The 11,791-nt window shown below is 52.8% G+C and carries 10 protein-coding genes; 5 read left to right on the top strand and 5 right to left on the bottom strand.

Annotated elements, in window-relative coordinates:
- Positions 1–137: 137 nt before the first annotated feature.
- The 3 genes from ABDW13_RS16990 to ABDW13_RS16980 all read right to left on the bottom strand — a co-directional run bounded on the left by ABDW13_RS16990 (position 138) and on the right by ABDW13_RS16980 (position 3,625).
- On the bottom strand, positions 138–1,121 hold the full coding sequence (locus ABDW13_RS16990; protein ID WP_343553735.1) for a nucleoside hydrolase: 984 nt from the start codon (positions 1,119–1,121) through the stop codon (positions 138–140).
- Positions 1,122–1,133: 12 nt separating this feature from the next.
- On the bottom strand, positions 1,134–2,156 hold the full coding sequence (locus tag ABDW13_RS16985; protein WP_343553734.1) for a LacI family DNA-binding transcriptional regulator: 1,023 nt from the start codon (positions 2,154–2,156) through the stop codon (positions 1,134–1,136).
- A gap of 74 nt (positions 2,157–2,230) precedes the next feature.
- Positions 2,231–3,625, bottom strand: a complete 1,395-nt coding sequence (locus ABDW13_RS16980) for an MFS transporter (RefSeq protein WP_343553733.1) — start codon at positions 3,623–3,625, stop codon at positions 2,231–2,233.
- 585 nt (positions 3,626–4,210) lie between these two features.
- Here ABDW13_RS16980 and ABDW13_RS16975 point away from each other — a divergent pair.
- Entirely contained in the window at positions 4,211–4,765 is a 555-nt protein-coding gene (locus tag ABDW13_RS16975; RefSeq protein WP_343553732.1) for a histidine phosphatase family protein, read from the top strand.
- On the opposite strand, the gene ABDW13_RS16970 is transcribed toward ABDW13_RS16975, so the two are convergent.
- The gene (locus tag ABDW13_RS16970; RefSeq protein WP_343553731.1) at positions 4,762–5,721 is read right to left on the bottom strand and encodes a WD40 repeat domain-containing protein; all 960 of its coding nucleotides are present in this window, start codon (positions 5,719–5,721) and stop codon (positions 4,762–4,764) included. The two genes, ABDW13_RS16975 and ABDW13_RS16970, sit on opposite strands and share 4 nt — an antisense overlap.
- A 413-nt stretch (positions 5,722–6,134) precedes the next feature.
- Between ABDW13_RS16970 and ABDW13_RS16965 the strand changes: the two genes are divergently transcribed.
- Positions 6,135–7,148, top strand: a complete 1,014-nt coding sequence (locus tag ABDW13_RS16965; RefSeq protein ID WP_343553729.1) for a capsular polysaccharide synthesis protein — start codon at positions 6,135–6,137, stop codon at positions 7,146–7,148.
- On the opposite strand, the gene ABDW13_RS16960 is transcribed toward ABDW13_RS16965, so the two are convergent.
- A complete protein-coding gene (locus tag ABDW13_RS16960) occupies positions 7,122–8,045 on the bottom strand; it encodes a LysR family transcriptional regulator (RefSeq protein WP_343553728.1) in 924 nt (307 codons plus the stop codon). The genes ABDW13_RS16965 and ABDW13_RS16960 overlap by 27 nt on opposite strands.
- A gap of 120 nt (positions 8,046–8,165) precedes the next feature.
- On the opposite strand from ABDW13_RS16960, the gene ABDW13_RS16955 reads away from it, so the two are divergent.
- From ABDW13_RS16955 to ABDW13_RS16945, 3 genes are all read left to right on the top strand, one after another.
- Positions 8,166–8,555 carry a tautomerase family protein gene (locus tag ABDW13_RS16955; protein ID WP_343553725.1) on the top strand — a complete coding sequence of 130 codons (390 nt, stop codon included), beginning with the start codon at positions 8,166–8,168 and terminating at the stop codon, positions 8,553–8,555.
- Positions 8,556–8,770: 215 nt separating this feature from the next.
- A complete protein-coding gene (gene opgB, locus ABDW13_RS16950; RefSeq protein ID WP_343553724.1) occupies positions 8,771–11,062 on the top strand; it encodes a phosphatidylglycerol--membrane-oligosaccharide glycerophosphotransferase in 2,292 nt (763 codons plus the stop codon).
- Positions 11,063–11,252: 190 nt separating this feature from the next.
- Positions 11,253–11,765, top strand: a complete 513-nt coding sequence (locus ABDW13_RS16945; protein WP_343553723.1) for a hypothetical protein — start codon at positions 11,253–11,255, stop codon at positions 11,763–11,765.
- The last annotated feature ends 26 nt before the right edge of the window (positions 11,766–11,791 follow it).

Below are 11,791 nucleotides of genomic sequence, written 5' to 3'. Positions count from 1 at the left end.
GGCTGATACTGGCATATTATGACCGGGAAGAAAGACGTATTATCCGAATAGACTGAGCACAAATGTGTTACCTATGTGCCCGGTCTGATCTGTTACCTATGTGCCCGGTCGTACCTTTATGGTGACCGCATAACGGCTCAATGCGTTAGGTGATTAAACGCCTTCTCGATAATCTCTAACAACAGCGCGTTATCAACCGTTTGCATCACATGCACCAACGCGCCGGTTTGCTCTGGCACGCCGATATCCAATCGCAGCGGCGTGCGATAACGCCAACTCTTGCCGCGTGTTGCACCCGGACGCAATTCAATATCCACATGATAATCCACGCCGTCAGCCACGCGCTGATTGAGCAACCACGCAACGACCAACGCATCATGAATCCAGCAGCCCGGCAGATTGCGGGTACGAATCGAGTAATCGATCCACGGACGCAACGTCTCACGGATAAACTGCGGCAGCGGATGATCGCTGGCGGTCAGTCGCGTGAGATCCTGATGCGTCATCAACGTCTGCGTAGTGGCATCCATTGGCACCAACGTGATGGTCGCACCGCTGTGCAGCACCTGATGCGCCGCTTCGGGATCGAGGCCAAAATTGGTGTCTTTAATGTAATCATCCAGCGCAAACACGCCGCCCATGATCACAATCTCAGCCACCGATTCCGCCATTTGCGGATAACGTTGCAGCGCCTGCGCCACATTGGTTAACGGGCCGATCGCCACCAGCGTAAATTCGCCGGGATTATCGCAAATTAGCTGGCCCATCACGCCCGCCGCATCGTTACCATCCGCCGGAAGACGCTGCGGCTGTCGCACGCCGCGCCACAGTTCACCGAGCTTCTCATCGGCCACATGATCAAGGCGCGCACGCCACGGCGCTGGATCTTCGCGCAGCGCCTGTAACGCGCCCTGCACCACCGGAATATTCAAACCCAGGCGCTGCAACAGATCTTTCGCCACCTGCGCACCGACTGCGCTGGGGGTGTTGCCGGTTACCGTGGTGATCAATTCCAGCGACAGCGACGGCGAAGCCAGCGCTAACGCAATTGCCAAGCCATCGTCGGTGTTAGCACCGGCGATGCCGTTTCCTGGGTCACAATCAATAATCAATCTTTTCATAATGTTATAGTTTTATTCTGGTTGAGAAAGCAGGCAGCCACAGGATTCACCAATCTCAAGATGGTGAGGGAATTCCGCCAATTTCGCATCGCCATCCCAGTTTTTGAGCATGGCAATCGCGCTGCGCGCCATATCGCGCAGCGGCTGACGTACGGTGGTGAGCGTCGGAACATGAAACGCCGATTGCTCGGTACCGTTGAAACAGACCAGCGCGACATCCTGCGGTACGCGCAGTCCATGTTCAGACAGCGCGCGGATGCAGCCAATCGCCTGGCCTTCATTACTAACAAACAACGCACGCGGCACGCGATTACTGGCGATCATGCGCTGCGCCGCTTCATAGCCGCCCTGCCGCGTATAGTTGGCCGGGAAGATCAACGCCTCATCGGCCAGCAAGCCTTTCTCCGCCAGCGCATCGCGCCAGCCTTGAATACGATCCTGCGCATTGAGCATCTCCAGCGGCCCGCTGATCATGCCAACCTGCTGATAACCGTGGCTGATCAAATGCGCAGTCACCTGGCACGCCGCTTCGCGTTCGTTCACCCGCAGCATGCTGACGCCCGCGCGCGGTTCAATGCGATCGAGCATCACCAACGGCGTGCCGCTGGCCTGAATCACATCAATGTAGGGATGGCGATCCACGCTGTTGTAAAACAGGCCATCTACCTGGCGATTAAGCAGCCCCTGAATGATTTCCAGCTCGCGTTTACGATCGTCACCGGCATCACCCAGCAGCATCACGTGGCCGTGGTTCATCGATTCCTGCAACAGCATGTGCGCCATCGAGGCAACAAACGGGTTGGCGATATTCGGCACCACTAAACCAAAGGTTTTGGTGCTGCCCGACGCCAGCGCGCGCGCCACCGCATTCGGCCGATAGCCGGTTTGCTTAATCGCTTCCAGCACGCGCAAACGAGTCGCTTCAGCCACCGGGCGCGGGCCGTTATTGATCACATAGCTGACCACCGCCACCGAGGTTCCCGCCGCTTTCGCCACATCGTTGCGCGTTACATTACCGGTTGGAGATTTCGCCATTCCTTGCCTCCGCATAAATGCCATTGGCCGGAAGCGCCGGCCAATGGTGATTCTCTGTTACGCGATCCTGCCGATTAAATAGCATCTTCCGGCAGATTGAGATCGCGTCCGCGCGTTTCTGGCGCGACAAACGTGGTGAGGAAACCGATGGTTGCCATCGCCGAGAAGTAAACCGCAATCGGCCACCAATGCCCGGTAAACGATAGCAGCGCTGCCGCGACTAATGGCGCGGTGCCGCCAGAAAGAATCGATCCCAACTCTTTCGCCACCGCCATCTTGGTGTAACGACGTTTGACGCCAAACATCTCCACGCCCCACGCCGCCTGCACGCCGAAAATACCCAGCGAAGCCAGCGCCATGCCGACCACAATCACCGTCATCACAATGGCGGGATCGCGGCTGTCCATCAGGCTAAAGGCGGGCCAGGCGTAGAACATCAGCAATAAACAGAAGCAGCGATAGGTAATGCGGCGGCCAAAGCGGTCGGAAAGCCAACCGGCAAACGGAATGATCAGGAAGCCGAGCAGTGAAGCGATAAATACCGCGGTGGTTGGCACCGATTTATCCAGCATCAGCACTTTCGCCACGTAACCGACGATAAAGCCCTGCGCCAGATAAGATGGGCCGTTTTCGCCGATGCGCAAGCCAACCATGGTCCAGAACGCGCGAGTACGACGCCAGAAGCTGCGGGTGTCCACTTCCTCTTTGGCCTGCGCCAGCGTAGCGTTACGTTCAGCCTGCAACTCAGCTTGTTGACGCTCGAACACCGGCGTTTCGCGCAGATTACGGCGAATCCACAGCGCAACCACTGCAATCAGCACGCTGCTGAGGAACGGAATGCGCCAGCCCCACGCCAGCAAATCCTCTTTGTCCATCTGAATCACCGCCAGCCACACCAGCGACGCAATTAGCGTACCGCTGTTAGAGCCAAGCGCAATCACCGATGAAACCAGGCCACGACGTTCAACCGGCGCGTATTCGCCCAGCATTACCGTGCCGCCGGATAACTCCGCGCCCGCGCCCAAACCTTGGGTAAAGCGCAGCAGCACTAAACACGCAGGTGCCCACACGCCGATGCTGGCGTAGGAAGGAATCAGACCGATTAACGTGGTGGAAGCGCCCATCAGAATGATGGTGGAGATCATTACGGTTTTGCGGCCTTTACGGTCGCCGATCCAGCCAAACAACAGCGCGCCAATCGGACGGGCAATAAAACCCACCGACCAGGTGGCAAAGCTAGAGAGTAAAGCGATAGCTGGCGTAGCTTCGGGGAAGAACACGTCACCAAAAATGATGCCGGCAGCGAGGCCATACAGCGCAAAATCCGCGTATTCCATCGCAGTACCGAGCCAGCAGGAGAAGGTGGCGCGCCAGAAGTCTTTGCGGCCGGAAGTGGTAGCCAGCCGCGCGTCGGCAGCTGAAGAAGGGTTGGGTGAATCTTGTTGCGCAACGGAGTGATGGACCGTCATAACCATTTCCCTGATAAGAGGTAAAAACAGTAAACGCCCTTCCGTGGGTCGGTTCCCTTGCAACAAGCAGAACTCCCCGGTGGCGACGTTCAGTAAGCAAACCTGGATGAAAAATCAGTAATGAATTCCCTGGTGTTGGAATTCGCATCTTCGCCTGTTCTCGCCGATGTATGGTTCATCGATCGCATTAGTGAGGCAAATGTAACTGGGTCATCTCAAGGCCAACTTCATCAGTGGCACCGCGAGTTATCACTATGGACATAGTCTATCTACGCGCGTAGATAAATCAAGAAAAAATAGTGATATTTATTAGTTAGCCTTCACTATAACTCAGGGGTATAAGACGAAATTAGCGTTAATTCATGACATTACATCTAATGCATGCAAGCAAAAAAACGTCCAAAACGTGTCTGATTGACGATTATTGCTTACCATTTGGCGTTGATGAATGATTCTTCAACGCGCTTTTTTTCGCATACTTCAGTGAAGGTTTAATGACAATTACGCACTACTCTTAAATCCAATCGGTTTAGGTGATTCACCGCTTGCCTGCATTACACTGGAGCCAGAAGACTCAGGAGCCTTATGACTATTATCCTTATGCGACACGGTAAACCCGATCATCCCGTCGGTGGACGTTTCAGCGCACGTGCGCTGGCCGACTGGTGTGAAGGTTACGATCTGGCTGATATTTGCGATTCGCCGCCGCCGCGCAGCCAGACGATTGCGCGCCAGGCCAGCGTGATTGCCACCAGCCCGCTGCCGCGCGCGCGCTCCTCATTGGCAAGGCTGGGATTGCAGCCGCACGCCGTCGATGCGGTATTTAGTGAAGTGGCGATTCCGTCGCTGCCGTTTGAACGCTTACATTTACCGCTCAACGTGTGGCTGGCGTTGCTGCGTTTGCTGTGGCTGTGCGGCTACGCCGGACATGTCGAATCGGTGCAACATGCGCGTGCCCGTGCCAGGTTGGCGGCGGACAAACTGGTGGCGTTATCGCAGCAAGGCACGGTGTTGTTAGTCGGGCATGGCATCATGAACAAACTGATTGCGCGTGAGTTGCGCAAGCGCGGCTGGCAGGCGGAGAAACACGCCAGCAGCCGCCACTGGAGCAGTGCGATTTATCATCGTCCCTTTATTTAAATAGAAGGTTTGAGTTGGAAATAGCTCAACACTTCGCAACCGGTTCCAGCTTGCGGCGTGGCAATCACCTTCATCTGCTGTAAATCAATCAGGCTCAGCGATCCGTCACCTTCGTTGGCAATCAGTAAACTGCGATTATCTTCGCTGAAACATCCATCCATCGGCTTGTTGCCAACCTGAATATCGCCAAGCGGATTGAGCAAATCATCAAACAGCGTTACCACCGGTTCCTGATCACCAATCGCCACCAAGCGTTCGCCGTTGGCGCTAAAGCGCACCACCTGACACGGCTGTTGATGGCCCGGCAACTTCAGACGCTGGCGTATGCGATGGCTTTGCCGATCCACCACGTACAACAACGGCGCATCGGCGGCGCTGGCCACCAGATAAGGATGCTTGGGCGAGGCAGCAATGCCGGAAATTGGGCCGGGCATCAGAATGTTATCGATAATGCGCCCTTCTGCCTCGCACAAATCCACCACCGTGATGCTGGCGTCCTCTTCGTTTTCCGTGAACAGTTTGCGCCCGCTGGGTGAAAGCGTCAGCCGATGCGCATTGTGTGAGGGCAACTGAATGGTTTTCTCCAGTTTATCGCTGATGGGATCGATCACCGCCACCACTGCGCTGTTCTCACAGCAGAGATAGACTTTGCCATCGCGTCCCAATTGACCACTGTGCGGCGCTTTGAGGGGAGACAAATCGATAAAGCCGCTGATCTGACGCAAACGCAAATCGATGATCGCCACTTTGTGGCCGGGATGCGGATTGTCGCCATGAATACCGTCGCCATAAATCGGTACATAGGCCTTTTCCAGATGTGGCAGCATCAGCAACTCATGCGGACGCGGCGGAAAGGCGTTGAGCTCCTGCTCAACGGCAAAAGAGTCGGGATTGAGAAACAGCACGCGATTGCCCTGCTTATCGACCGCCAGTAAACCACGGTTGTGTCGCTGCATAGTGTCTCCTTTTTTCATCACCAGCTTTAAGCGTAGCTAACCCACCATAAACCTGAGATATCCCGCCTGAGACCAGGGAAAAATGTAGCCAGGTTAACCAGTGATCGATCCCGCACTTTTTAATCCAGGCCGCGATGAACGCCACTCAGTCGTTATTTTATTAGGAATAGTCTTAAGTAATAAAAATAGAACCCACAGCAATCTAACCTTTTATTTAGGGTTAATTTAAATCTTAACGGCTTCTTCATTTTCCGGATTATCTGAAAGCGAAAAAAAGAGATAGCCTGGCCGCACAGAATGTTTTATTAAGCATAGGAGAACACTTTTCACACAGCAAACATCCAGGACATCAGAGCGCTCAGCGCCAGCATCAGGGAAGCCTTGCCACCATAATCACAATAATTAGGTGCATCATGAATAAAAAACGTCTCCAGCCAGCGTTAAGCCTCTGGCACAATTGGAAAAGGCTCGCCTTTACCAGCCAGACGCTGCTGCAAAAGAAACAGCATAATGCGCTCTGCGCGCCGGAATACGATCCCAGCGAAGAGGACAATATCGTGTTGCTTTCTGGCGAGAAAGATCTGCCAGAGATTCCAAAAATAGTCTGGATGTATTGGGATAATGAATATTTACCCAAATCGATGGCGCTTAATATTAAAAAATTGCGTCGGGATAATCCTGATCATCAAATTCACTTATTAAACCGCTTAACGGTAAAAGAAGTATTACCTGACTTTATCTTTACCTCTTCACAATTAAGTGAGCAACAAAAGAGCGAAGTGATTCGTTTGGAATTGTTGTTACGTTATGGCGGCATTGCGATTGATTGCAGCACCTTGGTATTTGAAGATCTTTCCTGGGTGCATCGCGCACATCAGGAACGCCGCATGGATGTGATTGGTTATTATCGCGAAAATTCCACCGTCAATTATCTGGCACCGGTGATTGAAAACTGGTTCCTTGCCGCAGCACCGAATAACTCGTTTATTCGTGAATGGCAGAAACATTACGCGCCGATCAAACATCTCGGCGAACAGAACTATTTCAGTGAGCTGAGCAAACGCGATGATTTTTCATTGCTGACGCAGAAGATTGCTCAGCCAGAGCAACAACTGGGTTCACTGGCGCAGCAGGTTGCCATGCGCGAACATCGCCGGGTCAATCTTTATCTGCGTAAATGCGAGGCCAATGCCTATTATTATCAACGCCTGAGCGGCTGGAAAAGTGAGGCTTTTGCCCACGCGGTGTTGTTCCATCAGCGTCCGCACAACCCACCGCCGGTGATCAAACTCAGCGGCAATGAGCAGTTGCATCTCGACTTCAACTTGCGGTTGGGCAACTACAATCGCGGCAGCTTATTGGGCCAAATGATGCAACCGCATCCGCCGATCACGCTGGCGTCACCCATCAACAAAGCGCGCGCGTAGCCAATGGATAAATGTGGTCACCGCCCGTGGCACTTGAGCGGCATACGGGCGAACCACCCACAAACGATCGGCGAAGGCGTCAACCGCTTGCCACTGCGGTAAAACCTGTTGCAGCGTGCCGTTGGCCAACGCCGCGCTGGCGCTGAAATCCGGCAACATCGCAATGCCTAAACCCTGCAATGCCGCATCGCGAATCGACTCGCTGTTATTGGTGGCAAAGTTGCCCTGAATCTTCACCTGCTCGGTTTCACTGCTGCCGTCCACCAAACGAAAACGCCACTGCGGCGACTCCAACCCACGCGGATAATACAGACAATTGTGCTGCGGCAACGCCTGCGGTGAATCGGGCGTGCCGTTTTGCGCCAGATAAGCCGGCGACGCCACCAGCAACGCGCGAGTTTCACACAGCGGCAGCGCAACGTGCGTTTCCGGCAAACTGTCGCTGTGGCGGATCGCCAGATCGAACCCTTCACTGCCCAGTGATACCAGGCGATCGGTGACATTCAATTGCAAACGCACCTGCGGATATTCACGCAGGAAATCGCCAATAATCGGCACCAATTGCTGACGCGCAAACGCCACCGGCGCGGTTACCCGCACCATGCCGCGCACCGGGCCTGCTTCATCACGGATGCTAAAAAAACTCTGCTCGATGCGCGCAAACGGATCGCGCAGCTCATCCACCAGCTTTTCTCCAGCCGAGGTTAGTCGCACGCTGCGCGTGGTGCGCTGCACCAACGCCACACCCGCCATCTTTTCCAGCTCTTTAATCTTCTGGCTCATTGCCGCTTTACTGACGTCCAAACGTTCAGCGGCGCGAGTAAAACTGCCGAGTTCAGCCAGCACGGTTAGCCAGTGCAAATGGACCCAAAGGGCATCGGTTTTCATGTCTTTCATGATGATTGTTCAAAATAATAAATAATCAATTCAGGCAGCGCGCTTTTTCTTTCCTGCAGCAAGCGGCAGCATAGAGCCACATCCTACTCTTTTCATGTGAGCAAAAACGAGGGTTTATTTATGCCGTTACTGACATTCGATGTTATTCAGGGCCGCTCTGAATCAGAGCTGCGCACACTTTTAGATGCAGCTCATCGCGCGGTATTAACCGCCTTTAACGTGCCTGCACGCGATCGTTATCAGATTGTTCATGAAAATAAACGCTATCAGATGGTCTTTCAGGACACCGGTTTAGGTTTCGAGCGCAGCGATAATTTGGTGATGGTGCGCGTTTACACCAGCCCGAGAAGTGAAGAACAGAAATGCCTGTTTATGGCAGAGTTAGCGCGCGAGCTTCAGGAAAACTGTGGCGTACAGGGTAACGACTTGATGATCAGTTTTATCACCAATAGTAAAGGCGACTGGAGCTTTGCTGACGGTGAAGCGCAATACCTGACCGGCAAGCTTTAATTTCCCTTCTCTGCCCTCACTGGCAGTAGCGATGACGTTGCTGCCAGGCCAAACCACAGCCAGCTTAAACCCGCCTTAAACAGATCGGAATGCATCGCACAAATCTGGTTGGATGTGTTGCAGCAATGTGACACCCAAGATAGATTGACGCGAAAACCCCCAAAGAGGGTCGGTGACGCAAGGAGTGCGTTTTCATTCAAGATGAGGATCTGACGTTGTCCGAATTAGTTTCGGTTGTACTCTTTTTGGCTGCGATTGCGGTCTACTCCTATAAAGCCGGGCGAAATACATTTTGGTTTAGCCTGATCCTGCTGCTGCTCACGCTGTTTATCGTGCTCAATGTTACGCTGGTCGCCAGCAACTATTTTACCGGCGATGGCATCAACGATGCGGTGTTGTACACCCTCACCAACAGCTTAACTGGCGCAGGCGTGAGCAAATATGTGGTGCCCGCCATCGGCTTGATCATTGGCCTATTCTCACTGTTTTGCCTGCTTTCGTGGCTGCTGCGCCGTCGCAAGACGCAGCATCATCTCGGCTGGAGTTTACTCGCCATTGCCTGTGCCGCCGGTTCGGTACAAACCACGCCTGCGTTTCGCCAGGTGAAGGATCTTATCGCCTCGCATTCACAGCTTGCCGATTCTGATTTCGAGACCTACTACAAAACGCCCAACAAGGTGATCGCAGAACCGAAACTCAATCTGGTCTATATCTACGGCGAAAGTCTGGAACGGACCTATTTTGATCAACAAGCCTTCCCCGGCCTGGCGCCAGAGTTAAGCCGCGAAAAAGATAACAGCATCGATTTCAGCCAAACTGAGCAGTTGCCCGGCACGGATTACACCATCGCTGGCATGGTGGCTTCGCAATGTGGCATTCCGCTGTTTGCACCGTTCGATGGCAATGCTTCGGCTTCGCTCTCCAGCTTCTATCCTCAAAACATCTGCCTTGGCGATATCCTGAAAAATTCCGGCTATGAAAACTGGTTTATCCAGGGCGCAGATTTGCGCTTCGCTGGAAAAGACACGTTCCTGCTGTCGCATGGTTTCGATGCCGCCAACATGTACGGTTCGCAGGAACTGAAAAGCCGCGTTGCCGATCCCAACTATCGCAATAACTGGGGCTATTACGACGACACGGTGATGGACGAGGTGTTTGAGAAATACGAGGAGCTGTCGCGTGAGCAGAAGCGTTTTGCATTGTTCACATTGACGGTGGATACCCATCATCCGGATGGATTTATCTCGCGTAGCTGCCAGCGTAAAAGCTACAGCTACGATGGCAAACCGAATCAATCGTTCAGTGCCGTGGCCTGTTCGCAGGAGCATGTGGCGCGCCTGATTGAGCGGATTAAAGCCTCGCCGTGGTTCAAAAACACCATCATTGTGGTGACATCCGATCATCTGGCGATGAACAACACTGCGCATCAATATCTGATCAAGCAACCGCGCCATGACCTGTTTATGGTGATTCGTGGCGATCAGCCGCAGGCCGAAGTGCTGGATAGCAAACGCAGCACGCTGGATAACGGCGCAACCGTATTGGATATTCTCGGCGGTGATAACGCCATTGGTCTGGGCCGCAGCGGCCTTTCATCGACGTCGCTATCAACCGAATTTGACGATATGGCGAAGCGTGTGACGTCATGGAAAGCCGATATCATTCAGCTGTGGAATTTCCCCAGCAAGATGGATAACTTCACCGTCGATCAGCAGAAAAACACCTTCACTTTCTCGGGTGCGACCTTCAAGTTGCCGATTCTATTCCGCGTTTCCGATAAGCATGTTGAGCCGTTGCCTGAAGGTGAGTACTCTGCGCCGTTGCGCTACCAACTGGCCGATTTCGCTGCCGCAGACAAATTTGTTTGGGTAGATCGTTGTTTCAAAATGGGTCGTTTATGGCAACCCGAGTTGGCGTTGTCGAATGATTTGTGCCTTTCGATGGGGCAAATGGGCGCACAACCCAGGGTAATCCGCATCGATAAGCCGCTATGGAAAGGCAAAGCGACATTCCCGAAAGCCGACATCAGCGCCGCGACATTTAAGCTTAATGAGCAGCAAATTCGTATTGAAGACAATGACATCCGCTATCAGGCTGATAGCTTCCGGTTAAACGTGCCCGGTGCACCAGGCAGCATCAAAAGCTTTAAAGGAATTTCACGCTGGGAAAGTTGGGGCCGTTGGTCGAACGCCAACCTGGCACCGGAAGTGAATATTGAATACGTCGATCCGTTACCAGAACGCTTTGATGTGGTGATCACCGCACGCGCTTACGGGCCGAATGCGCATCGTGCAATCCCTGTGCGCGTCGGTGATGAGGAGCAACGACTCAATCTGGGTGACGACTTCTCTACCACCACGCTGCATTTCACCAACCCCACCGGCAGCCGCAATTTAATTATCACGCCGCCAGAGCCACAAGAATCGAATATCGACAATATTGCAGGCCAGGATCCGCGTAAATTGGGCATCGGCATGGTGGATATAAAAATAATTCCACAGCCGTAAAACTAAGACTTTTTTCCTCAAGCCTAAGGCCTGCCTGCGAGCAGGCCTTTTTTATTGGCAGAACGCGTTACTCATTGTACGGATTGATTTTTTTCGAGGCATCGCGCAAAGTTTAAACAGACCATTAGAGAACAATTCACGCCCTGGGTAATCTCCTCGTGAATTAAGGAGACAACCAGGAGAGACAAGGATGATTTTAACGATGATCAATACGCATAAAGCCTATCTGGCACTGCAAAATGCTGGCGTAGCCGATAAACAAGCTGAAGTGATGGTGGAGATCTTTGCAGAAATGCAGCAGGAGAATTCACTCACCAAAGCCGATTTATCGCAGGCGATGGAAGGTGTGGTGCGCATGCAACATGCCACCAATAACCGCATGGACGCGATGGAGGAGCGTAATAATCATTTTGAGAAAGAGGTAAAAAACCAATTTAGTGCAATCGATATTCGTTTCGATAAAGTCGACCAACGCTTTGAGAAAATTGATCAACGATTCGAGAAAATTGATCAACGATTCGAAAAAATTGATAAGCGTTTCGATCAAATGGATGAGAAGTTCGACAAGATTGATATCCGCTTTGGGAATATCGATCAAACGCTCGCAGCTTTAAAGAATGATAGTCATTGGCTCAAAGGCATCTTGATGGTGATGGTCTGCACCATGATCACCGCAACGGCTCGATTTATGTTTATAAGCTAGCCGAGCTAAAAACATAACCCGGCTAT

The sequence above is a fragment of the Pantoea sp. genome (genome assembly GCF_039594315.1).
Lineage (GTDB): Bacteria > Pseudomonadota > Gammaproteobacteria > Enterobacterales > Enterobacteriaceae > Pantoea.
The sequence above is the reverse complement of the archived record's forward strand: the minus strand, read 5'-3'. Positions and strand labels throughout refer to the sequence as shown.

Bases quoted from the DNA above. Each gene is read 5' to 3' on its own strand.
- ABDW13_RS16990 (WP_343553735.1), bottom strand. From the start codon at position 1,121: ATGAAAAGATTGATTATTGATTGTGACCCAGGAAACGGCATCGCCGGT.
- ABDW13_RS16985 (WP_343553734.1), bottom strand. From the start codon at position 2,156: ATGGCGAAATCTCCAACCGGTAATGTAACGCGCAACGATGTGGCGAAA.
- ABDW13_RS16980 (WP_343553733.1), bottom strand. From the start codon at position 3,625: ATGACGGTCCATCACTCCGTTGCGCAACAAGATTCACCCAACCCTTCT.
- ABDW13_RS16975 (WP_343553732.1), top strand. From the start codon at position 4,211: ATGACTATTATCCTTATGCGACACGGTAAACCCGATCATCCCGTCGGT.
- ABDW13_RS16970 (WP_343553731.1), bottom strand. From the start codon at position 5,721: ATGCAGCGACACAACCGTGGTTTACTGGCGGTCGATAAGCAGGGCAAT.
- ABDW13_RS16965 (WP_343553729.1), top strand. From the start codon at position 6,135: ATGAATAAAAAACGTCTCCAGCCAGCGTTAAGCCTCTGGCACAATTGG.
- ABDW13_RS16960 (WP_343553728.1), bottom strand. From the start codon at position 8,045: ATGAAAGACATGAAAACCGATGCCCTTTGGGTCCATTTGCACTGGCTA.
- ABDW13_RS16955 (WP_343553725.1), top strand. From the start codon at position 8,166: ATGCCGTTACTGACATTCGATGTTATTCAGGGCCGCTCTGAATCAGAG.
- ABDW13_RS16945 (WP_343553723.1), top strand. From the start codon at position 11,253: ATGATTTTAACGATGATCAATACGCATAAAGCCTATCTGGCACTGCAA.